The 23120-nt window shown below is 62.8% G+C and carries 21 protein-coding genes; 12 read left to right on the top strand and 9 right to left on the bottom strand.

The features are described 5' to 3' along the window. Window positions 1-4: 4 nt before the first annotated feature. From XI02_RS27125 to XI02_RS27165, 9 genes are all read left to right on the top strand, one after another. Window positions 5-1318 (top strand): ImpA family type VI secretion system protein, encoded by a 1314-nt coding sequence (locus tag XI02_RS27125; protein WP_038380497.1) that lies wholly within the window; start codon window positions 5-7, stop codon window positions 1316-1318. A 129-nt stretch (window positions 1319-1447) separates the two neighbouring features. Continuing rightward, window positions 1448-1975 carry a type VI secretion system contractile sheath small subunit gene (tssB, locus tag XI02_RS27130; RefSeq protein WP_016843425.1) on the top strand — a complete coding sequence of 176 codons (528 nt, stop codon included), beginning with the start codon at window positions 1448-1450 and terminating at the stop codon, window positions 1973-1975. A 17-nt stretch (window positions 1976-1992) separates the two neighbouring features. After that, window positions 1993-3495 (top strand): type VI secretion system contractile sheath large subunit, encoded by a 1503-nt coding sequence (gene tssC, locus XI02_RS27135; protein WP_018272201.1) that lies wholly within the window; start codon window positions 1993-1995, stop codon window positions 3493-3495. 53 nt (window positions 3496-3548) lie between these two features. Further along, window positions 3549-4034 (top strand): type VI secretion system tube protein Hcp, encoded by a 486-nt coding sequence (locus tag XI02_RS27140; protein WP_016843423.1) that lies wholly within the window; start codon window positions 3549-3551, stop codon window positions 4032-4034. 68 nt (window positions 4035-4102) lie between these two features. After that, a complete protein-coding gene (gene tssE / locus XI02_RS27145; protein ID WP_026192914.1) occupies window positions 4103-4651 on the top strand; it encodes a type VI secretion system baseplate subunit TssE in 549 nt (182 codons plus the stop codon). 1 nt (window position 4652) lies between these two features. Continuing rightward, complete coding sequence (gene tssF, locus XI02_RS27150; protein WP_038380498.1) at window positions 4653-6620, top strand: type VI secretion system baseplate subunit TssF; 1968 nt, start codon at window positions 4653-4655, stop codon at window positions 6618-6620. After that, window positions 6584-7648, top strand: coding sequence for a type VI secretion system baseplate subunit TssG (gene tssG / locus XI02_RS27155; protein ID WP_018272203.1), 1065 nt, complete (start codon window positions 6584-6586; stop codon window positions 7646-7648). The genes tssF and tssG overlap by 37 nt, the downstream gene beginning before the upstream one ends. A 97-nt stretch (window positions 7649-7745) precedes the next feature. Further along, entirely contained in the window at window positions 7746-10382 is a 2637-nt protein-coding gene (tssH, locus tag XI02_RS27160) for a type VI secretion system ATPase TssH (protein ID WP_018272204.1), read from the top strand. A gap of 5 nt (window positions 10383-10387) precedes the next feature. After that, window positions 10388-11974 carry a class I SAM-dependent methyltransferase gene (locus tag XI02_RS27165; RefSeq protein WP_038380522.1) on the top strand — a complete coding sequence of 529 codons (1587 nt, stop codon included), beginning with the start codon at window positions 10388-10390 and terminating at the stop codon, window positions 11972-11974. Between the two features lie 89 nt (window positions 11975-12063). Here the strand turns inward: XI02_RS27165 and XI02_RS27170 are convergent, their stop codons facing one another. Continuing rightward, window positions 12064-12693: a hypothetical protein gene (locus XI02_RS27170; protein WP_026192915.1), complete on the bottom strand. Its 630-nt coding sequence runs from the start codon at window positions 12691-12693 to the stop codon at window positions 12064-12066. Between the two features lie 129 nt (window positions 12694-12822). Between XI02_RS27170 and XI02_RS27175 the strand changes: the two genes are divergently transcribed. The 3 genes from XI02_RS27175 to XI02_RS27185 all read left to right on the top strand — a co-directional run bounded on the left by XI02_RS27175 (window position 12823) and on the right by XI02_RS27185 (window position 16360). Beyond that, the gene (locus XI02_RS27175) at window positions 12823-13701 is read left to right on the top strand and encodes a hypothetical protein (RefSeq protein ID WP_018272207.1); all 879 of its coding nucleotides are present in this window, start codon (window positions 12823-12825) and stop codon (window positions 13699-13701) included. A 163-nt stretch (window positions 13702-13864) separates the two neighbouring features. Continuing rightward, window positions 13865-14950, top strand: coding sequence for a hypothetical protein (locus XI02_RS27180; RefSeq protein ID WP_016843414.1), 1086 nt, complete (start codon window positions 13865-13867; stop codon window positions 14948-14950). A gap of 27 nt (window positions 14951-14977) precedes the next feature. Then, entirely contained in the window at window positions 14978-16360 is a 1383-nt protein-coding gene (locus XI02_RS27185; protein WP_018272208.1) for a hypothetical protein, read from the top strand. A 222-nt stretch (window positions 16361-16582) separates the two neighbouring features. Here the strand turns inward: XI02_RS27185 and dhaK are convergent, their stop codons facing one another. Genes dhaK through XI02_RS27225 form a run of 8 tightly spaced genes read right to left on the bottom strand, consistent with a single transcriptional unit; the run spans window position 16583 to window position 23120 of the window. Then, on the bottom strand, window positions 16583-17566 hold the full coding sequence (gene dhaK, locus XI02_RS27190; protein ID WP_018272209.1) for a dihydroxyacetone kinase subunit DhaK: 984 nt from the start codon (window positions 17564-17566) through the stop codon (window positions 16583-16585). 37 nt (window positions 17567-17603) lie between these two features. Next, window positions 17604-18026, bottom strand: a complete 423-nt coding sequence (locus XI02_RS27195) for a hypothetical protein (protein ID WP_018272210.1) — start codon at window positions 18024-18026, stop codon at window positions 17604-17606. Beyond that, window positions 18019-19635: a phosphoenolpyruvate--protein phosphotransferase gene (ptsP, locus tag XI02_RS27200; protein ID WP_018272211.1), complete on the bottom strand. Its 1617-nt coding sequence runs from the start codon at window positions 19633-19635 to the stop codon at window positions 18019-18021. The genes XI02_RS27195 and ptsP overlap by 8 nt, the downstream gene beginning before the upstream one ends. Window position 19636: 1 nt before the next feature. Next, a complete protein-coding gene (locus tag XI02_RS27205) occupies window positions 19637-19939 on the bottom strand; it encodes an HPr family phosphocarrier protein (RefSeq protein WP_063607060.1) in 303 nt (100 codons plus the stop codon). A 31-nt stretch (window positions 19940-19970) separates the two neighbouring features. Continuing rightward, on the bottom strand, window positions 19971-20363 hold the full coding sequence (gene dhaM / locus XI02_RS27210; RefSeq protein WP_016843407.1) for a dihydroxyacetone kinase phosphoryl donor subunit DhaM: 393 nt from the start codon (window positions 20361-20363) through the stop codon (window positions 19971-19973). Further along, window positions 20360-20983: a dihydroxyacetone kinase subunit DhaL gene (dhaL, locus tag XI02_RS27215; protein WP_016843406.1), complete on the bottom strand. Its 624-nt coding sequence runs from the start codon at window positions 20981-20983 to the stop codon at window positions 20360-20362. Before dhaL ends, dhaM begins: the two co-directional genes overlap by 4 nt. A gap of 21 nt (window positions 20984-21004) precedes the next feature. Further along, complete coding sequence (locus XI02_RS27220; RefSeq protein WP_018272213.1) at window positions 21005-22030, bottom strand: ABC transporter ATP-binding protein; 1026 nt, start codon at window positions 22028-22030, stop codon at window positions 21005-21007. Beyond that, a complete protein-coding gene (locus XI02_RS27225) occupies window positions 22023-23120 on the bottom strand; it encodes an ABC transporter ATP-binding protein (protein ID WP_018272214.1) in 1098 nt (365 codons plus the stop codon). Before XI02_RS27225 ends, XI02_RS27220 begins: the two co-directional genes overlap by 8 nt.

The following is a 23120-nucleotide window of genomic DNA, read 5'->3' on the forward strand; positions in this document are numbered from 1 at the left end:
TTGCATGCTCGACGTCGCATCCCTGACCCAGCCCATCGACCCGGACGATCCCTGCGGGCCTGACCTCGATGCGGCCGGCGACGTTCAGTACCTGAATTTCTTCGCAGCTGCGGAATCGCTGCTGCCGATGTCGTATTTCGAGGTCGTCAACGCGAACGGAGAGCGCGGACGCTTCGACCCGAAAGCCATCGATATTGCCGGCCAGTTCGCCGCTGCGCAGCCCCTGCTGGCTCGCACCCGCGATCTGCGCCTGACCATGCTGCTCGCCAAGTTTTCCATCCTGAACCGCGATCTCGACGGCTTCCTCAGCTGCCTGAGGGCAACCACCCTGCTGCTGCGCGAACAATGGGAAGCGGTTCACCCAAGGGGCGAGGACGGCGACTATGCTTTTCGGGCCGTCACCATCGAGGCGATCGACGTGTTTCCGACGGTGATCAACCCGCTCCAATTCCTCCCCCTGATCGAAAATCGAAGGCACGGCAGCCTCAACTACCGTGCCTATCAGATTGCCAAGGGCGAAATTCCCGCCGCCGATGCCGATGTCGACATGCCCGATCTCGGAACCATCGAGCGCATCATCGGCGAGACCGACCTCGACACCCTCAAGGCGGTGAGCGCCCGCTGTTCGGCGGTCGCTGCCGAGATCGCCGGCATCAAATCGGTCTGGCACGAAAAGTTGAACTCGGGGCAACCCATCAGTCTCGACAGGCTGGCGGGTGTCGCGAATGGCATGGCCGGCTGGCTCGCGACTCTTGTCACCGCACGCGATCCGGCCGCAATCACCCCGTCCCCGGACGAGTCTGCTCAAGGCGGCCCGCAGCTTCCGATCGAAATCGCCGGCGCAGTGACATCACCCGGACAGGCATCCGCGGCGCTGGCAGCGGCTGCCGACTATTTCGCTCGAAAGGAACCGTCGAGCCCGGCGCTGCTGCTGGTGCGGCAGGCACAGGACATGGTTGGCAAATCGTTTATCGAAGTGATGCGGATGCTGATGCCGGCCCACGTGGAGAGCGCCGCCATCAATATCGGTCGCGACAAGGTTTTCGACCTGCCGATCGAGCGCATGGCGGAGTTCGCCACCTCGCTCCCATCCGCGGCCGAAAATGAGGCTCAAGATGCTGTTTTTGCAGCCGAAAACAGAGCCCAAGCGTTGGACCTGCTGAGCAAGGTTGCCTCCTTCTTCCGGGCCGCGGAGCCGTCCAGCCCGATCCCGTTCCTGGTCGATCGCGCACGCGAACTCGCACAGCGAGACTTCCTCAGCCTGCTGAACGAAGTGCTGCCGGAGGGCGCTCTGAAGGCGATCGATAAATCGAATTGAACCCGCCTTCCGTTCGACGGGACTAACTGAACGGAAGGAAGCTCCGCCGACGAAAGACCGAGGCACTTCCCCTGCCTGCGTCGCGCAAGTCGGCTTCCGCAGAGAATTTTTTGTGAAGAGGGCAACCCAATGGCAACCGACAGCGGTCAAAAATTCATTCGCCGAAACCGCGCACCGCGCGTGCACATCACTTACGAAGATCCATACGATGCCGAGCGGCTGATCGAACTGCCGTTCGTCATGGGCGTCCTGTCCGATCTTTCCGGCAACGACCCCGGCGTCGAGAAGGCGAAGGTCGAGGAGCGCAAGTTCCTCGAGTTCGACATGGACAATTTCGACAACCGCATGGCGGCGATCCAGCCCGGCGTGACGGCGCGCGTCGCCAATCGTCTCAGCGACGGGTCCGACGAAAAGATCTCCGTCAACCTGCGCTTCAACAAGATGTCCGACTTCACGCCGGTGGCGGTCGCCCGCCAGGTGCCGGCGACGGCCAAATTGCTCGAAGCGCGCGAACAGCTCGCCAACCTGCTGCGCTACATGGATGGCAAGGTGGGCGCCGAGGACCAGCTGAAGAAACTCCTCGCCGATCCTCAACTGATGGCCGCACTGCGCGAGCGCGCGACCAGCCAGTCCACCGAAGCCGACAGCAACAGCTAAGGGAAGGAATGGGGACCATGGCAAAAGAAGCAATCCATAAAGAGACCACCACCAAGGTCGGGACCGTCGAGGCTGACGAGTTCGCCGCCCTGCTGAAGCAAAGCTTCAAGCCGCGCACCGAACGTGCGGCGACCGAAGTCGAGAACGCGGTGTCCACGCTGGTTCAGGAGGCGCTCAAGGACACGAGCGTCATCAAGTCGGACGTGCTCGACACCATCGAGGAGATGATCGCGCGGATCGATCAGAAGCTGACCGCGCAGATGAACGAGATCCTGCACGCGCCCGAATTCCAGGCGATCGAGAGTGCCTGGCGCGGCCTTCACTACCTCGTCTTCAATTCCGAGACCGACGCCAATCTCAAGATCCGGGTGATGAACGTCTCCAAGAACGAGTTGTATCGGAACCTGCGACTTTATCCCGATGCACGTTGGGACCAGAGCCCGCTGTTCAAGCAGATCTACGAGTACGAATTTGGCCAGCTCGGCGGCGAGCCGTTCGGCTGCCTGATCGGCGACTACTATTTCAGCCACCTTCCCACCGACGTGCAGTTGCTCCGCGATCTCAGCAAGATCGCCGGCGCCGCGCACGCCCCCTTCTTCAGCGGCGCCGAGCCTACGCTGATGGGAATGGACTCGTGGACCGAACTGTCCAACCCTCGCGACATCGGCAAGGTGTTCGACACGCCGGAATACGCCGCATGGAAGGGACTGCGCGATCAGGACGACTCGCGCTATCTCGGCCTGTGCATGCCGCGCGCGCTGGGCCGCCTCCCCTACGGCGCCAAATCGGAGCCGGTGGAAGAGTTCGCCTTCGAAGAGGAGACGGACGGGCACACCGGTGACAAATACGGCTGGATCAACGCCGCCTACGCGATGGCAGTCAACATCAACCGCGCCTTCAAGGAGTTCGGTTGGTGCACGCGCATCCGCGGCGTCCAATCCGGCGGCGAGGTCATCAACCTGCCGACGCATACGTTCCCGACCGACGATGGTGGCGTCGACCTGAAATGCCCGACCGAGATCGCCATCAGCGATCGTCGCGAGCACGAGCTTGCAAAGGCGGGACTCATCCCGCTGATCCATCGCAAGAACACCGACAAGGCCGCCTTCATCGGCGCCCAGTCGCTCTACAAGCCGAAGAAGTATTTCGGCGACAAGGGCGTGGATGCAACCGCGTCCGACAACCTGTCGTCACGTCTGCCCTACATGTTCGCAGTATCCCGCTTTGCGCATTATCTGAAGTGCATGGTTCGCGACAAGATCGGATCCATGAAGGAAAAGGATGAGCTGACGGTCTGGCTGCAGACCTGGATCAACGAATACGTTGATGCCAATCCGGCCCTGTCGTCAGAAGCTCAGAAAGCGCGCAAGCCGCTGGCCGCTGCGAAGGTTGAGGTCATAGCAAACGAGGAGAACCCGGGATATTACAACGCGCGCTTCTTTCTCCGTCCCCACTTTCAATTGGAAGCGATGGACGTCGGTCTCAGTCTTGTTTCGCGCCTGCCAGGCCCGAGCTCCTGACGCCACGCCATCGCAAACCGTCTATCATCAGAGCATTTTGAAAGGGCTATGCTATGGCTGTCGACATCTTTCTGAAACTCGATCCGATCAAGGGCGAGTCGCTCGACGACAAACACAAGGACGAAATCGACATTTTGAGCTGGTCGTTTGGCGAGAGCCAGAGCGGCACGTTCCACAGCGGGTCGGGCGGCGGCGCCGGCAAGGTCGCCGTTCAAGACCTCCACTTCACGCACTTCGTGGACAAGGCGACACCCGAGCTTTTCAAGGTCTGCGCCAATGGAAAGCACATCGACAGCGCCATTCTCACGGTACGCAAGGCCGGTGAACACCCGCTCGAATATCTCAAGATCGAGATGAAGCACGTTCTGGTCTCCAGCGTCTCGACGGGTGGATCGCACGGCGAGGATCGCCTCACCGAAAACGTCAGCCTGAACTTCCAGAAGGTCAAAATGACCTACAAGACCCAGACGGAAAAAGGCGGCGCCGGCGCGTCTCCGGTATTCGGATGGGACGTTGCGGCCAACAAGGAATGGGCCTGATCGCAAGCTTCCTGCCCGGCGCCGGTTGCCCATAGCGGCAATCGGCGCTGGCGGTACGGGGACCGTCAATGACTGTTACGCCAAGGAAGGACCGGCTCTCTCCGCCATTGATGCTGGCCTTTCGTGCGGCTCATGACGCTCGCGATGCGCGCAAACCACTCGAACTGCGCGATCAGTTCGGTGAGCGAGTGATAGCGGGACGGCGCAGCGCTGGTCGTTTCCCGATCTCGGAGACGCTGCTGAGGCGCGAGGTTTCGCAGGACGTCGAAACACTCCTCAACACCATTGCCCTCGAATCGACGCTTGACCTGACGGGTCGCGGCTGCGTCCGCGCCTCGATCCTGAACTATGGATTCCCCGATATCGCAAACCGTTCGATCGACGAAGTCACCGACGAGGAGCTCAGCGATGCCCTGCGCATGTCGCTCACGACCTACGAGCCGAGACTCGATCGCAAGTCCATCCGGGTGCGGCGCGACACCTCCGTGGGCGCCGAGCAGCTCAAGCTGCGTTTCGTCGTGCATTCCGACCTGAAGTGCGAACCGCTCAACGTGCCCGTGGAATTCGTCGCAGACGTCGACCTCGACAGCGGCGATATACAGATCAACCGACTGTAACATGAATCGCGAGTTCCTCGACTTTTACAATCGTGAACTGTCGCTGCTGTACGAGCATGCGGAGGGTTTTGCCGAGGAATATCCTGGTATCGCCGAGCGGCTCGGCGGCCTGGTCCGCGACCGCTCAGATCCGATGATCTCAGGCCTGTTGGAAGGCGCTGCATTTCTCGCCGCTCGTGTTCAGCTCAAGCTCAAGCACGAGTTTCCGGAATTCACGGCGAACCTGCTTGAGCAGTTGGTTCCGAATTATCTCGCGCCGACTCCGTCCGCCATGCTGGTCAAGATTCAGCCGACCTACGCCGATCCGGCGTTGCGCGACGGCAAGAAGATTGCGCGGGGCGCCTATTTCGACGCGAACTATCGCGAAAGGGAACGGAGCCTAGCCTGTCGGTTCCGGCTTTGCCGCGATATCGTGCTTTGGCCCTTTGACGTCACCGGCGCCGAATATTTTGCGACCGCCGGCGCCTTGCAGGCCCTCGGGATTCCAGTCGGCGGAGAAGTTATCGCCGGGCTCAGGCTCTCCTTGACGCACCGTACCGCCGCGCGGCTCGACGACGAGCCGACGGACGTGGAGGCTCGCAACAAGCCGGACACCTGGTTCGCCGGCTGCCGCACCAGCGAACTGCCCATCTACCTGACCGGCGCCGAGTCGGACGCCATCGCACTTTACGAACAACTGACCTCGAACTGCGTCGGGCTCTATTTTCGCTATCTCGACGATTTCGGCGATCCGGTCGTCATCCGGGCTCCGAACGACTGTGTGCAGCAGGTCGGCTTCAACGAGGACGAATCCCTGTTTCCGAACGACAACCGGGTCTTTCGCGGCTCGGAGTTGTTGCGGGAATATTTCGTGTTTCCGCGCAAGTTCCTTGGCGTCAATCTGACGCAACTTCGCGCAGTGATGCCGCGGTTACGCAGCAAGTCCATCGATATCGTCTTCGCATTCGATGAGCACAACTCGCGGCTCGCCGCCTCGGTCCGGGCGGATACTTTCAGTCTCTACACCGCCCCGGCGATCAACCTGTTCGAGAAGACCAGCGATCGCATCCCGATCAAGTCGAATACCTACGAATACCACGTGGTGCCCGACCGAAGCCGCTATCTCGAATACGAGCCGCACCAGGTGCTGGAGGTTTACGCACACTTTCCGGCGGAAAAGGACAAGCGCCGCGTGCGTCCGTTGTACTCCGCCGCCGTCGACCGGACGGCCGGATCGGTCGAGGGACTTTATTATACGGTTCGTCGGCTGCCGCGGCGTCGCACCGTCGAAGAGAAGACCTATGGCGCAGCCTCGGACTACACCGGGACGGACATGTTCCTTTCGCTGCTCGAGCCCGGCGACCCGAGCGGCGGCGGATCCGCCGCCGAGCTGAGCGTCCGGGCGCTGTGCTCCAACCGGCATCTCACGGAACATCTGCCGGTCGGCCAGGGCGGCGCCGACTTTCGCCTGCTGGACGACACTTCGCTCGAGCTGATGTGCATAGCCGGCCCCACCCGGCCACGCGAGCCGGTGGTGGCGCAGCTACGCAGCCGCAGCGAAATCGCCAATAGCGGCGTCGTCAGCTGGCGCCTGATCAACATGCTGAGCTTGAACTATCTCGGCCTCGTGGAACGCAGCGGCGGCAAGAACGCCGGGGCGTTGCGCGAGATGCTGTCCTTATTCGCCGACCAGTTCGACGACGCGACGGAACGCAAGATTCGTGGCGTGCGCAGCGTCGAGAGCAGGCCCGTGGTGCGGCGGGTGCGTGAGCGTACCGGCAGTGGCGCAGCGCGCGGCCTGGAGATCACGGTCACGCTGGACGAGAAGGCATTCGAAGGCAGCGGCGTGTTCCTGCTCGGGGCGGTGCTGGAACGCTTCTTCGCCGACTATTCTGGCTTCAATACCTTCACCCAGACCGTCATCTCGACCCCGGAGCGCGGCGAGATCATGCGTTGGCCTGCCCGCATGGGCACCCGGAGGCCGCTGTGACGCTGATCGACCAGATGAAGGCCGAGCCCTGGCGGTTCGATTTTTTTCAGACGCTCCGCCAGCTCGAGCGATGCAATCCGGATCGGCCCCGGATCGGCGACAGTGCTGCGCGTCGCGAGGAGTTTGTCGACCTCGGTCAAACCCCCTATCTGGAATTTCCAGCCTCCAATCTGAGCTCGGTCGACGATCGCGATGGCAGGCTCAGAATTCTGGTCAAATTCCTCGGCCTGCTTGGGCCGCAGGGCGCGCTGCCGCTGGCCACCACCGATGAGAGCGTCGGCTGGCAGTTGATGCGGGATGACGCTTTCCCCCGTTTTCTCGACCTGCTGAACGGACGCTTCCTGCAATTGTTCTTTCGAGCCTGGGCAGACGCACGGCCGATCGCCCAGCACGATCGCCCATCCGACGATCGCTTCATCGCCTATGTCGGCTCCTTCGCCGGCCTCGGCTCCGATGTTTTTGCCAATCGGGATACCGTGCCTGACATGGCGAAGCTGAGCTTCGCGGGACTGGTTTCACCGAGAGCGAAATCCGCTTCACGGCTGGCGCGGCTCCTGCAAGGGCTGTTCGATGTCAGGGTCGAGATCGACGAGTTCGTTGGCACCTGGCTCCCGTTCGACCCGAGCCACTGCAGCCGGCTCGGCGGGACGCACGCCAGGCTCGGTCACGACGCGCTCCTGGGCTCGCGCGTGTTCAGCGTCGAAGACAAGATCAGGGTTCGCGTATTCGTGAAGGATTTTGCTCAATACGAGCAGTTCCTGCCCACCGAAGCGCCGAACCTGTCCGAGCCCCTGGCTGACGCCGTCTATTTCTATATCGGCGACGAACTCGAGTGGGAGGTGGAACTCGCCATTCCGGCGGGAGCGGTTGTCCCGATGAAGCTGGGGCACAGCGGACGCCTTGGATGGACCAGCTGGGTTTCGCCGAACTGGGCCTCGACCGAGGAGTACCGGCGCGATGCACGCTTTCACCTAGCCGAGCGTCTGAGAGCCCGGCGCAATGCTGCGACAGGTACGCCGCCGGTTTGAACCTAAGCATCGCTCCGATTGTCCTAACATCATGGGAATTCGAGCCGATTTCCGCGACGACCCGGCATCGCCCAGGGATTGAGCAGGAGGCGCCATCGTGACCGATATCAGCCTTGAGGCCGTGACTGGCAAACTGAACCGGGCCGGCTACGACGCCTTCATACAGGCCCTGCGCCACGCCAAGAGCGCCAGCAACCGTAACGTGGAGCTTGCGCACTGGCTGTTTCACATCCTGCAACAGGAGCGGACCGACCTCAGCCTGTCGGCGGATCGCTACAAGCTCGACCGCGCGCGGCTGTTGTCGGACCTCGCGGGCGTCATCAACGGTTTCCGCAAGAACGAAACCGACATGCCGGGCGTCGCCAATTCGGTCATCGATATTCTCGACCGTGGCTGGCACTATGCCACGCTGTTCTTCGGCGAGACCCAGATCCGCACCGGCCATCTCCTGGTCGCCGGATTGAAATCGAACGAGATCCGTCGTGCGCTCAACAACATCTCGCAGGAATTCGCCAAGATAAATGTCGACGCATTGGCTGCGGAGCACCGCGCGATCTGGGCGGGCTCCGAGGAGGAGACCATGCGTCCGATGGATGGCTCCGGATTGGCCGGTGCCGGCACCGATGGTGCGGACCGGGCGAATGCCAAGGGGACGACACCGCTCGACCGGTTCTCCCAGGATCTCACCGCAAAGGCCAGATCGGGCGAGATGGACCCGATCCTTGGTCGGGACGACGAAATCCGTCAATTGATCGACGTGCTGATGCGCCGGCGGCAAAACAATCCGATCCTCACCGGCGAGGCCGGCGTCGGCAAGACCGCCGTGGTCGAGGGATTTGCCCAGCGCATTGCCGCCGGCGAGGTGCCGCCGCCGCTGCGCAACGTCAGGCTCTGCGCGCTGGATATCGGCCTGATGCAGGCCGGCGCCTCGATGAAGGGCGAATTCGAGCAGCGCCTGCGCTCGGTGATCGACGAGGTACAGAACTCGCCTACCCCGATTATCCTGTTCATCGACGAGGCTCACACGCTGATCGGGGCCGGTGGCACGGCCGGCACCGGCGACGCGGCCAATCTCCTGAAGCCTCCCCTCGCCCGCGGCACGCTGCGGACCATCGCCGCCACCACCTGGGCGGAATATCGCCAGTACATCGAAAAGGATCCCGCACTCACACGACGCTTCCAGCCGATCCAGGTCGATGAGCCGGACGTCGAGACCTGCTGCATCATGCTGCGCGGCCTCCTCGGCCCGATGGAGAAGCACCACGGCGTTCGCATCTCAGACGCCGCGATCGTGACCGCGGTCAACCTGTCGCATCGCTACATTCCGTCTCGACAGTTGCCGGACAAGGCGGTCAGCCTGCTGGACACAGCTTCGGCGCGGGTAGCGATCAGTCAAAGCGCGACGCCGGCCCTGATCGAGGACGCTCGCGTCGCGATCGCGGCCCGCGAGGCCGAACGATCGGCGCTGGTCAGCGACGGCGATCTCGGGGACGAGAACAGCGAGCGCATCACCGCGATCGAAGGCGACATAGCGGCGCTGAAGGACAAGCTGACCGGCCTGGAGGCCGACTGGGCCAAGGAACAGGAGCTCGTCAAGGACATCCGCAGCATTCGCGAAATCCTCTCCGGGAACGAAGACGAAGATCGCGCCACCAAACGCGTCGAGTTGCGCGGCAAGTTCGAGACACTGGAGGGCATCAATCCGGAAAAGCGGATGATCTATGCCCATGTCGATCAGCAGTCGGTGGCCTCTGTCGTGTCCGACTGGACCGGCATCCCGACCGGCAGAATGATGCGCGACGAAATCGAGACCGTCCTGAAGCTGCCCGAAATTCTCAATCGCCGCGTGGTCGGCCAGTCCCACGGACTGACGATGATTGCCAAACGAATCGAGACCAGCCGCGCCAAGTTGGACAACCCGTCCAAGCCGATTGGCGTTTTCATGCTGGCCGGACCGTCCGGCGTGGGCAAGACGGAAACCGCCCTCGCGCTTGCCGAAACCCTTTATGGCGGCGAGCAGAACATGATCACGATCAACATGTCGGAGTTCCAGGAGGCGCACACGGTCTCGACCTTGAAGGGCGCACCTCCGGGTTACGTCGGCTATGGTGAGGGCGGCCGGCTCACCGAAGCGGTCCGGCGCAAACCCTACAGCGTTATCCTGCTCGACGAGGTGGAGAAGGCCCATCCCGACGTCCATGAGATCTTCTTTCAGGTGTTCGACAAGGGAGTCATGGAAGACGGCAACGGTCGGCGAATTGATTTCAAGAACACATTGATCATTCTGACCACAAACGTCGGCACCGATCTCATCATGAGCCTGGCGCGCGATCCCAAGTATCGCAACGATCCGGAAGAACTCGCCAGGCTGCTGCGGCCGGAACTGCTGAAGGTGTTCCCCGCCGCGTTGCTCGGGCGCATTGTCTCGATCCCCTACTTTCCGCTTTCCGACGAGATGCTTGCCGGCATCGTCAGATTGCAGCTCGACCGGATCGGACAGCGCCTCCGCGACAATCACAAGGCTGCCTTCGGCTACGACGATGCAGTCGTCGAGCACATCGTATCCCGTTGCAACGATCCGGACTCCGGGGGGCGGATGATCGATAACATCATCACCAACACGCTGCTGCCCGAACTCTCGCGCGAATTCCTGAGCAAGTCTCTCGCCAAGGAGGAGGTCAAGCAGACGCGCGTCTCGATCGTGAACGACAAGTTTGCATATTCGTGGAACTGACCGCGATGAACATCCAGACCGAGCACCGCCAGCCGACCACCGGCACCACAGCATACGACGAGGTGTATTATCCCGGGCATGTCTACGGGCTCACGCATCCGAACCATCTGGCAACGATCGCTTCGGTCTATGGCATGCAGCCGGCTCCGGTCGAGCGCTGCCGGGTCCTGGAGCTCGGCTGCGGCGTTGGCGGCAATCTGTTGCCGATGGCTTTTCAATATCCAGACAGCGAGTTCATCGGTATCGACCTGAGCGGCGCTACAATCGAACGCGGACAGCGAAACATCGCCGCATTGGGCTTGAGCAACATCAGGCTTCTGCATTGCGACATCATGGATGTCGACGCGGCCTTCGGACAGTTCGACTACATCATCGCCCATGGCGTGTATTCATGGGTACCACCGATCGTGCGCGAGAAGATGATGTCCATCTTCAAACGGAATTTGGCGCCAAAGGGGCTGTGCTACGTCAGTTATAACGCGCACCCGTTCTCGCACCTTCGCGACATGGTCCGCGACATGATGCGCTACCACACCCGGCGCATCACCGGGATGAAGGAGAAGGTGGGACAAGCTCGCGCCATCGTGAAATTTCTCAGCGAAGGATCGAAGTCCAACTCGGTACACGGTGCAGTCATGCGCGATCAATGCACCCGCGTGCTCAACGCTCCGGACGAATTGCTTTTTCACGACGATCTCGATTCCGGCGCGACGGCCTTCCTCTTGCACGAAGTCGTCGAAGACGCCGGCCGACATGGCCTGCAATATCTGAGCGACGCCGATTTCTCGCGACGCTATCTTGCCGGCTACACCGAAGAGGTCCGCGCCACGCTGCAGCGCTTTCCCGAAAGCGAGTTCATGGCGCGCGATCAATACCAGGACTTTATCGACGGCAACGGGTTTCGGCGTACGTTGCTCTGCCACGAAGGCATATTCCTTGACCGCAAGGTCGATCTCGACTTCATCACCGCCTTCTATCTGCTGAGCACCGCCAGCCCACGTCGCCCTGACGCCTGCCTGACTGACGATTCCGAGATGGAATTTGAAAATCAGGACGGCAGCCGGATCACGGTGACCAATCCGCTCCTGAAGGCTGCACATCTTTGTCTCGGCCGGGCCTGGCCGCGCGCACTCTCATTCACTGAACTGCTCGATGGCGCCCGGACGCTGCTGGAGGGCCGGCAAACCGGCGACGACCGGCGGATACTGACGGAAGCGCTCTATATCCTGGCCTGCAGCGGCGAGGTCTCCTTTCTCAAATCACGGCCGTTTCTCGTGAAGGAAGTCACGGATTGCCCGCAGGCGAGTCTGCTCGCCCGCAGACAAGCGCTGACCGGTCCGCTGGTCACCAATCTGCTCCACCAAACCGTGCAGTTGGAGGACGACAGGACGCGCCACTTCCTGCAGCTGCTCGACGGCTCCCGGACGATCGAGCAGATCACAGCCGAAATGACCGAAACCTTCGGGCCGACCGTCCAGGTCAAGCAAATGGACGATGCCGGGCAGCCCACAGCGCCGCTGCTGCTGTCAACCCGACAAAGCGTTGACCGTTCGCTGGCGACGGTCGGCAAGCTGGGTTTGCTGGTTGCCTGAGGCTTTCGACGGCGTGGGCCTCGGTAAGGACGTGGCGGCAGGGAGCCGGGCCGCCAGCCAGTTTGTGGAGCGGAAGCCCCTCCGTCCCATCAGCCGTCGTGGGTGTATTGTTGGCCAAGGAGCCATCCGGTGACAATGCCGCCAGGTCCGCTGGCATAGACCGCACTAAGGCCGACACCGGCGCGCAGCATCCGCCATTCATGCTCGCCGACCCAGGGAATCCCAGGATCACCCTTCTGATATTGCGACAGCAGCGTTCGGGCGACCTCCGCGGCATTGGCGTAGATCGGGCCGTTCGCCCAGCGGGGGCGCGGCAGGCCCGTCATCCGGCAGTAGAGCGCCGTGCAGACATAGGCGGACGCCTCCTCCGCATTGCCGTCAAGGCCGGTCCGCAGCAGATCGTAAGCCGCATGCAAGGCCTCGTGGACGATATAGGCTTCGTCCATTCGCCCCGTCGCCGACACGACCTCCAGCGTATTCGCCGCGACGACCGTACCGTCCGCCCGGGTTCGCGCGACGTCGTTATACTGTGCCGCAACATTTGCCGCGAGGTCGGTCGGAACTCTGACGCTGACCTGTCCCAACCGGATCGCGCGAGCGACGTGATGGAACGTTTGCGGTGCAATCGTCACGTGGCTGCCACGGATCGGAAACCGGAAGCGAATGCGCGCGACCGCCGGGCCATTGAGTACGTCTAGCACCCTGCTCCGAAGTGACATCGGATCGTCCTTGCTGTTGACACTGCTCCACGAATGGTGGTCGGCGTTTCCGGTTGGGAGGTTCAGTTGAACCCGGCCCCGCCCGGACCAGACAAATTGGAGACTGGCTTTCACTCGCAGGGCAGCCCCGTGACGACCACCGACCCGACCACGACCGACACCTACCGCAAGATCGCGGCGCGGCTGATCATGCTCCGGCCGCAGATCGATCTGTCGAAATATTTCGCGGGGCCGAATCCCAATGTCCGCCTCTATGACGAGAAGCCCTATATCCGACGCCAATTGGAGAAGTATGGCGTGGCGGCCGCAACGAGCACGCTCGACGGCGTCACGTTCCTGCCCAAGGACTGGGAAGACCTGATCAAGACGCTGCGCATTGCCAAGACCTCGGACGGATTCGACGCCTTCGCCGAAGGCAAAAGCCCGGAGAAGCCGTCGCATTGGGCCCTTGATCTGTCGATGGCAGCCACAATCGGCAAGGGATTCCGGGAGATCTGGCGCCCAAAGCTATCCGACCGGCCCCTCTCCACGCGAGACCTTCCGGGCCGGCACGGCTTCGGGCTGGGACGCGGCCGAGGGCAATGGAGCGACGACTATAGTGCGCAGTTCGGCAAGGACCCGCAGCCGCAAGACATCACGTCGCTACATTTCGCGGTAGCGCCAGATCGGGTCAATGTTCACATCGACGAGACGGGCTTCGTGTTCGAGGGCGCAGACGGCGCCCTCACGGTCGGACCGAATTTCGGGCACCACGCCGTCAACGAACTGTTCTGGAAGAGCAATCCTCACCTGCCGCGCTGGGCGATCGATCACATCGACCTGATCCTGCCGAACAGCGCCAATGATTTTTCGCGATTTGGCGTTTCGGTCGACCTGTATCAACGCAAGGACTTGCGCGTCACCGTCACCGGATCCTGCGGCATTTTCGGGGGATTCGAGTGCTCGGGAACGTTAAGCGTCAGTGGGACGCACGATCTGCTTGGCTCCAAGCCGAAGGGCGCGCGCTGACGATCGCATTTCTGGGATCCAGATAGCGGCAGGCTCATGACCTCGATGGATCTCACTGGCGATATCCGGAGCCGCTTGAACCGCCGCTTCGGCAAACGCGACTGAGGGATAGGCTCGCTGACGCAAAAATGCGTCCTGTGCCAGTTAAGCCAATGGTGTTGCAATGGCGCCTTTAAAGCCCCCGGTCTGGCTCGATACCAACATCCTCATAGACATACAGAACGGGCAAAGAGCTGCGGCGAGCGCCGCCGAGAAAGCGCTCAGCCGACGTTTTGAGAATGAAATTCTCAACCTGGCCAAGGACGGTCACGAGGTTCTGATCTCACCACGGGTCAAGTTTGAATTTCTAAAGGGAGCGCGCGCTCAGTCAGGGGAAAAATTGCTCACCGACCTGCGGATCGTCGAAGACAAGATGATGACCCAGGTGCCCCGCGCGCAAGTTTGGAAGTGGGGCAATGAGGGTTTGAACCACGGGCTTTCCGCATTCGATTCCGATGTGGTCGCCCAGGTCAGGGCAGGCGGAGTGGCTCGCGGCATCAAAAATCCGGTGTTTCTGACCAGGGACAGTGGAGGAACGCTCATTGCGATGCGCAGGAGAGGCGTTCAGGCGCTCGACTTTCGGGCACCGGAGATACGGCTGAAGGTCCCGCGGAACACACCGACCCCGCCAGAGGTCCCGCCGCCGCCGGCCGGCTCCGTTGCTGGCGAAGGATTGTGGAGCGCGGCCAAGGCCGGCTTCAAGGCCGGGTTAAAGGAGGCTCTTAAGGCCGAGAACATCGCTGCGATGATCCCCGATCTGGTCCTCATGGTGGCTGACAAGGTCGCGGCTCGGGAGGCACTCAAGAACATTCAAGTCAAGTTCATCAAGGAAGGGTTTGCAAAGGGCGTTGCAGCGGGCGTCATGGGTTGGTCCGAGGAGGAGGTTGCATCAAATCTGATGAACCGCATCACCGCGTTCAGAGTTCAAGGCCTGGAGGATCCTGCCGGCATCCTGACGCGCGCGACCATTCTGCAAGTTGCCGAAGCATACGAAAACTATGCGGTGGCGATTGGATTTCAGTTCAGCTCTGCCAAAGACCTGAAATGGAAGCGCGAGATGGTCGCCAAGGGCTCCAAGATCCTGCATCAGTATGGATATTATTTCGGAACCGACCCGCAGGCGCTGTTTGAGTACGAATTCATCGACAAGCTTGCCTGGACGCTTCAGCCGACCACCAACGCGATAGTTGAACCCGCAATCCGCCACTGAACACGACCATATTGCTGGTGATCAGTCATGCCGCAATTGAAAGACAAAGTCGGTCGGTTTGCCGCGACGGGTCGCAGCTGCCAGAATTGGAAGCAAGACCAGGAGCTGGTCATCTCCCTGCTCAACAAGATTGCAATCTCCGACGGAGGAGCCGAGACCACGCTCAAACCGCAAATGGTCGTGACGGGTCACGCCAGCGACAGCCTCTACCACTCGATCCTGTATTTCCAGCAAAAGAACTTCCCGGGCACGCCGGACGGCTATATCCGCCCCGGCGGACCAACATTCACTCGGCTCGTCGACCTCGCGACAAAGGCGACCGCCAAGCCTCCTCCTCCCAAGGGTCAATGGGATGCGATCGCGACGCCATCCGTCGATGCCGCACTCCGCAAGGGTCTGCTCGACGATTCCAAGCTGGATTACGCGGAAGTCGTCGATATCATCAGGGCGACCGTCACGGACGGCATGGTCACCGCATTCGAGCTGGACGACCTGACCACCATTGCCAACACCTCCAGAACGCTCTCTCCGACCTCGAAGAAGCTCATCACGCTCTTCGTCGGCGACGAAAAGAAGAAGTGGCTCGGGATTGGTCCGTACGATCTCAATTCGGACCAAAAGAAGCTCGCCGCCGAGATGGTCTGCGATTTCCTCAAGAACACGAGGACCACATTCTTTCCGAAGCTCGACCCGCACCGAGTCGGGATAGGCATTCTCAGGCGAATTGCGAAGCCGAGCCTCATAGATCAGGATCAGGCGAGCATGTGCGGCCCCTCCGCGCTGATGTTCAGCTACGCATCCGACAAGCCGGGGCAATATGCGCGGTTCGCCATCGACTTGTATCAGAAGGGGCAGGCGAACCTCGGCCGCCTGCTGATCAAGCCAGGAAAGGACGTGAAGAACTACACGCCGCCCTACTCGCTGGACCATGTCGATTGGCTGACATGCGCCTCCATTCGCGACTCCGAAAACTGGTTCCTCGATTTTGACGACACCGGCAGAATAAGCGATGTAGCGGGGATCACCTTGCCGAGCGAAATGGAGCAATGGTTCCGCAAGGCCGGATACCAGGACGTGCGCGAGGAGACCAATCTGAAATTCAGCAAAGGCCTCGACAGCGTCAACGAGGCCAATAGTCTGCTCGCCGGCGGATATCGCGTATGCCTGTTCATAAGCGCCAACATGATCGAATACGACGACCAGTCGGACGAAGGCTCGGTGTTGACGCGGCACTGGGTCGTTTTGCGTGACAGGATACAAGTGTCGAACGGAAACGTGACGACAACGATCTTCACATGGGGCAAAGGAGATTACGCGATCCCTCATCCGGGCAAGGGTGGCGCCCAGAAGCCCCTCTCAATTGGGGACTTCCTCATGAATTATTACGGGTACGTTGCTGCCAAAGCGTGAGTGGAGAACGAGCGCTCTCGCCACGCGTTGCGGAATCGCTTGGCACTCACGATCATCGATCGTCGGAGAGCTCGTCTACTCCGCACAAGAAGATGCCGTGCCCGACGGGCACGGCAAGTTTCAGGGAGGATGAACCGGCAGACTTCCGGTGCATGCCTGAGACCCCGGCCCCATCATCGATCAGGGCGCAACCTGAAAATCAGCGGCCGCTCACCGCAGCGGTCACCATTTCAATGCGGCCGTGCGCACGGGATGATCCCAGAGCGCTGCGGACTCGCTGTCGAGCAGGCTCACGGTGAGCGAGCAGCCCGCCATGTCCAGCGATGTGACGTAGCTGCCGACCAGCGAACGGGCGACGCGCAGGCCCCGCTCCTCGAGCATCCGGCGCGCCGCGTTGTACATCAGATAGAGCTCGATCGTCGGCGTGCCGCCGAAGCCGTTGACGAGCAGCAGCGCCTCGGTACCGACGCGCGCGCCAAGATCATCGGCGATCGCGGTGATCATCTCGGCGGCGATCGCGTCGGCCTGCGCGAGCTTGACGCGGCGGCGGCCCGGCTCGCCGTGAATGCCGACCCCCATCTCCATCTCGTCTTCACCAAGAGCAAAGGTCGGCGTGCCCGCAGCCGGGACGGTGCAACTGGTCAGCGCAACGCCCATCGAGCGCGTCTGTGCGTTGATGCGCTCGCCGAGCGCCACGCAGGAGCTGAGATCGGCGCCTCTCTCAGCGGCGGCGCCGACGATCTTCTCGACGATCAACGTGCCGGCGACGCCGCGGCGCCCGATACTGTAGGTCGACTTCTCGACCGCGACATCGTCGTCGGTCACGATGGTGGCGGTGCGGCCTTCGGCGATCTCGGCCGCCATCTCGAAATTCATGCGGTCGCCGGCGTAATTCTTGACGATGAACAGGACGCCGGCATCGCCCGCGACCGCCTGTGCGGCCTCGACGATCTGGTCCGGCGTCGGCGAAGTGAACACCTGGCCGGGACAGGCGGCATCCAGCATGCCGTAACCGACGCAGCCCGCATGCAGCGGCTCATGCCCGCTGCCGCCCCCCGACACCAGCGCGACTTTCTTCGAGTTCAGCTCGCGGCGGCGAACGAATTTGCGCTCGGCGCCCAGCACGACCAGATCGGCGTGCGCGGCCGCGAAACCGTCGAGGCTTTCTGCGAGCATGTCGTCGACCGAATTGATGAACTTCTTCATGGTGTCCTCCCCGCTTCGTCCGTTCGGCGTTTCTCGCCTATTTTTCCCGCATGATTGCAATCAGGCGCCGTGTGAACTCCTGAAGCAGCGTGTCGAGCTCGGCGTTGCGCTTGGCGCTGCCGAGGTCCGGCAGATGCAGCGTCAGCGTCCGCTCGTGCGAGCCTTCGCTCAGCCGGCCGACGCGGCGCGGATGCGCGCGGGCATAGGCGCGAAGGAAGGCGCTCTTTGCTTGTGGCGGGAAGTGGCAGACGTCGAAGATCGTGTTGAGATGCTGCACCGGGATCGGCACCGGATAGGCCGGGTTGCTGATCTGGCTGACGAAGCTGCGGTTCTTCCCCATGGCATGGGCGAGCCGCAGCCGCATGCCGGACGGGCGGCTCTCGAGCACCTCCTTGAAGATGCGCTTGTAGACCGCAACCGCGCCGGCTTCGGGCGCATCATCGGCCGCCGTGTCAGCCAACGCTGCCTCCGCTGCTCAGCCGGTCGATGGTGTGCTTGATCTGCGCCAGCGCCGAGGCGTTCACGGACAATTCGCGCAGTCCGCAATTCAGCAATGCGGGCAGGCAGCGCGGATCGCCGGCCATGTCGCCGCACAGGCTGACACTGATGCCGGCGCGGCGGCCGTGCTCCGCGGTCCGCGCGATCAGTTCGAGCACTGCAGGATGCAGCGGGTCCATCAAGGGGGCGAGAGCTCCGTTGGAACGATCGCAGGCCAGGACATATTGCGCGAGATCGTTCGAGCCGATCGAGAAGAAGGCGGCTTTGAAGCTAGATACCGCGAGGGCCGCCGCCGGGACTTCGACCATGATTCCCAGCTCGGGAAGCATTGCGGCAATGCCGTCCGCCAGCAAGCGCTGCACGATATCGGCGAACAGCTTCCGTCCCGCCTCGAGCTCATCCGCCGAGGTGACCATCGGGAACATGACCTTGAGATTGCCGCGTATCGCCGCGCGTGCCAGCGCGCGGAGCTGAACGGCAAAGATCTCGGGCCGGGCCAGGCACAGCCGCAAGCCGCGCACGCCGAGAAACGGATTGGCCTCGCCATCCAGCGTAAACCCGGGCACCGGCTTGTCGCCGCCTGCATCGAACGTGCGGATGGTGACGGGCCGCTGGCCGGCCCAGCGCAACACCGCGTCATAGGCCTGGAATTGGGTCTCCTCGTCCGGCACGCTCCGGCCGGCGAGCAGGAATTCAGTCCGCATCAGGCCGATGCCGTCGGCATACTGCGCGTCGGCATGTTCGAGATCCTCGACGCGCTGGATGTTGATGAAGAGCTTGATCCGCTCGCCGCGCCAGGAGGCCGTCGGCCGCCGCAGGATCGCGCGCGCGGATGCCCTGCTCTTGAGATGGCTGTCGCGCCGCTTCTCGAACGTACGGACCTGTTCGGCATTGGGATCGAGCTCCAGCGTCGCGCCTTCGCCGTCGAGCAGCGCCGTGGTGCCGATGTCCGGAATGGTACCGAGTTGCACCACCATCGGGATGCCGCGCGCCCGCGCCAGCATCGCGACATGGCTGGTCGGGCTGCCGCGCAACAGCGCCAGGCCACCGCCGCCGGACCAGTCGATCTCGAGGAATCGCGATGGCGGCAGATCGTCGGCGCAGACCACGCCCCCGCTCGGGACCTTCAGCGGCTGCCCCTGGTCGCCACGCAGAATGTGGACCACGCGGTCGCGCAAATCCGCAAGATCGGAGGAACGCGCTTTCAGATAGTCGTCCGGTGCGGAATTGTAGTCGGCGATCTGCGCGTCGAGCGTCGAACGCCATGCGATATCGGCTGGACGTCCCTCGCCGATCGACGCGAAGACCGCCTCGATCAAATCCTCATCCTCCAGCAGCGCAACCTGGAATTCGAGAATCTGCGCGGCTTCGCCGCCGGCGCTGGCGGCAAGATCCGCGATCTGGCCACTCGCGACGTCGATCGCATTGCGCAAGGCCAGCGCCTCCTCGACCAGTGTGCCGGCCACACGCTCGCCGGCCGCGCCCGCGTCGACACGGACGAACGGGCCATGGGCAAAGCCGATCGAGGCGGTCCTGCCGCGGTAGGCCAGCCCTGCAGCGCCGCCCTGCATGCTATGGTGCTCCATCCGGGAAATCGCTTGCGATCAGATCGACCAACGCCGCGACCGCGGCCTCGGCATCGCTGCCGGAGGCCTTGATCTCGATCGTGCTGCCGTGTGCCGCGCGCATTGCCATGATCTTGGCCACGCTCTTGGCATTGATCCATTCAGGCGCGCCCGCGACCCGCACCGAGATCTGAGCCTGGAATTTCTTGGCGAGCTTGGTCAGCTTGACCGCGGGGCGCGCGTGCATGCCAACCGCGTGCACCAACCGTACATTGCCGGTGAAGATCTGTTCGTCCGCTTTATCAAGCATGCTCATCATCCATCATCGCTTCGCCGCCGCCTCAGTCGGCAGAGAGTTCCTCGGCCACGGCCCTGACCTGGGCCAGCGAGCTGCCGCCCGCAGCTTCGGTCGCCGCCATGACGGCGCCCTCGACGATCGGCGCGTTGCAGACGACAACGAGCTCGCGTCGCGCCGGCTCCAACATCTCGACCGCCATTTCGCTGTTCGTCTCGGCGCCGCCGAGGTCGACAAGCACAGCAACGCCTTTCGACGACCAGGCGTCGTTGATGGCGTCGATGATCAGCGGCACGCTGGTGCCGAGACCACCGTCGGGATTGCCGCCGCAGAAAGCGACCTTGACCTCGCTGCCGACCATTTGCCGTACCATGTCTGCGGTTCCCTTGGCGATGTCCCGGGAATGCGAGACGATCACGATCCCTACGGTATCGGTCATTGCCGCGCCTCCAGGCCAGCGCACACAGCGTGCAGCAGAACGCAGCTCGATCGCGCCCCGGGATCGACATGACCGACGCTGCGCGCGCCGAGGAACGACGCCCGGCCCTTGGTGGCTTGCATCGGCACCGTGCGCTCGACCGCTTCAGCCGCGGTGGTGCGCACCCGCGCGATCAGATCGGGTTGGCCGGCGCCGGCCTTCAGCGTCTCCAGCACCGGAACGAGCACATCGAGCATCGTCTTCTCGCCGGCCTGCGAGCGGCCGCGCGCGCTCACCGCGTCCACTCCGCTGCCGAACACGTCGGCGAGATCATCAGGCAGATGTTTGTCCTGCGACAGCGCCTCGCCCGCGGCGAGAAAGAAGCTGCCATAAAGCGGACCGGAGGCGCCGCCAACCGTCATGACCAGGGTTTTGCCGATCGTCTTGAATGCCTCGTTGAGCGGCTGCGCCGAGATGGCATCGAGCTTGCCGAGCACGGCTTCGAAGCCGCGTTTCATGTTGGTCCCGTGGTCGCCGTCGCCGATCGCCTGGTCCAGACTCGTGAGCTCCGGCGCGCTGGCGATGACCTGCTCGGCGGCCGCCTTGAGCAGCGACTTGAATGTCTCGGGTTGCACAGACATCTATCTGAACCTCTCGCTCCTCTATTGAACCATCGCGCCGATACGTTGCCCGGCACGGTCGAAACACAGCGGCCGCACCAGTTGCAATTCAACCTCCTGGCCGGCCCGCAGCGGTTGATGCGGATCCGCGAGCGTCACCAGTGTTTCGCCCTTATAGTCGAGGTGAACGTGATTCTGCTCGCCGAGGTGCTCGACGCGATGCACCCGGCCGATCATCTGCCCGCCGTTGCGCGCGGCGATCTGAAGGTGCTCGGTGCGGATGCCGACCGTCTCGGTTTCCGGCGGCATCGCCACATCGGACAGCAGCCGTGCGGGCAGGAAATTGATCTGGGGCGTCCCGAGCCGCGACGCGACATAGCTGCTGGATGGATTTTCGTAGATCTCCCTCGGGGTGCCGAGCTGAAGCAGCCGGCCGTCCTTGATCACGCCGATCCTCGATGCCATCGTCATGGCCTCGACCTGATCGTGGGTCACATACAAGATGGTCGCGCCGAGCTCGAGCTGGATCCGCTTCAACTCGAGGCGAAGCTCGGCGCGAAGCTTTGCATCCAGCGACGACAGCGGCTCGTCCATCAGATAGATCGAGGGATCGCGCACCAGCGCGCGGCCGATCGCGACCCGCTGCATCTCACCTCCCGACAGGCGGGTGGCGCGATTATTCAGCTTGCTGGCGATGTGCAGGAGATCCGCGGTCTGCTCGACACGCCTGCGGATCAGCGGCTCCGGCACGCGCCGCGCCGGAGAGCGCAGCGGGAACGCGAGGTTGTCATAGACCGACAAATGCGGATACAGCGAATATTGCTGGAACACGAATGCGATGTCTCGCGCACCCGGCGGCTCCTGCGTCACGTCGCGCCCCCCGATCATGACCGAACCGGCATCGGGGCTCTCGAGCCCGGTAATCAGTCGCAGCGTCGTGGTCTTGCCGGCGCCGCTCGGCCCGAGCAGGACGAGGAATTCGCCGTCGCTCACCGTCAGCGAAAGGTCGCGCACCGCCTCCACCGCACCGAAGCGCTTGCTGATATTGCGCAAGCTGACGTCAACCATGGCGCACGCCCTCCTCGCCGGCGGTCCTGATTGCAAGGCCGCTGCCGGCATCGAACAGTGAGAGCCGAACGGAGTTGAATTCGAGGCCGACCGTCTCTCCGATCCGCACCGAGGCGCTCGACGGCAGCCGCGCCGCGAGCCGCCCATACGCCGTGTCGATGGTGACGATCTGCGTCGTGCCGAGATATTCCGCGCCGAACACCTCGCCACGAACGGATCCGGCGTCGGTGAATCGAATATGCTCCGGACGAACCCCGAGCGCCAGCGCAGCGCTGGCGCGGTCCTCGCGGATCTCGGGCACCGCGAGCCTGGCGTCGTGGAAATCGATCGCCCGGTCACCAGATCGCAGGCTGCTCTCGAAGCGCAGGAAGTTCATCGGCGGCGAACCGATGAAGTCCGCGACGAACATGCTGGCGGGCCGGTCGTAAACCTCCTGCGGCGTACCGATCTGTTCCACGCGCCCCTTGTTCATGATCGCGATCTGGTCGGCCATCGACATCGCCTCGAGCTGGTCGTGGGTGACATAGACCGTGGTCGCCTTGATGCGATCGTGCAGGTCGCGCAGCTCGCCGCACATCAGATGGCGAAACTCGGCGTCGAGCGCGCCCAGCGGCTCGTCCATCAGGAAGGCCTTCGGACGGCGCACCATGGCTCGCCCGAGCGCGACGCGCTGGCGGTCGCCGCCGGAGAGCTTCGATGTCTTGCTCGACAGCAGATGCTCGATCCGCAGCATCCGCGCGGTCTCCTGCACCCGCTCGCGAATCTGGTGCCGCGCCATACCCTGGCACTTCAGCGGGAAGCCGATGTTCTGCCCGACATTCATATGCGGATAGAGCGCGAACAGCTGGAACACGAACGCGATGTCGCGGGCGGCGGCACGGTGGAACGTGACGTCCTCCCCGTCGAGCAGGATCTTGCCCTCGGTCGGAAGCTCGAGGCCGGCGATCATGCGCAAGGTGGTGGTCTTGCCGCAGCCGGACGGGCCGAGCAGCGCGAAGAACGTGCCGTCGTCGATGGTGAAGCTCGACCCTTCCACCGCGGTGAACTGATCGAACGACTTGCGAAGATCTTCGACGCGGATCTGAGCCAT

The organism is Bradyrhizobium sp. CCBAU 21365 (assembly GCF_015291305.1).
Lineage (GTDB): Bacteria > Pseudomonadota > Alphaproteobacteria > Rhizobiales > Xanthobacteraceae > Bradyrhizobium > Bradyrhizobium elkanii.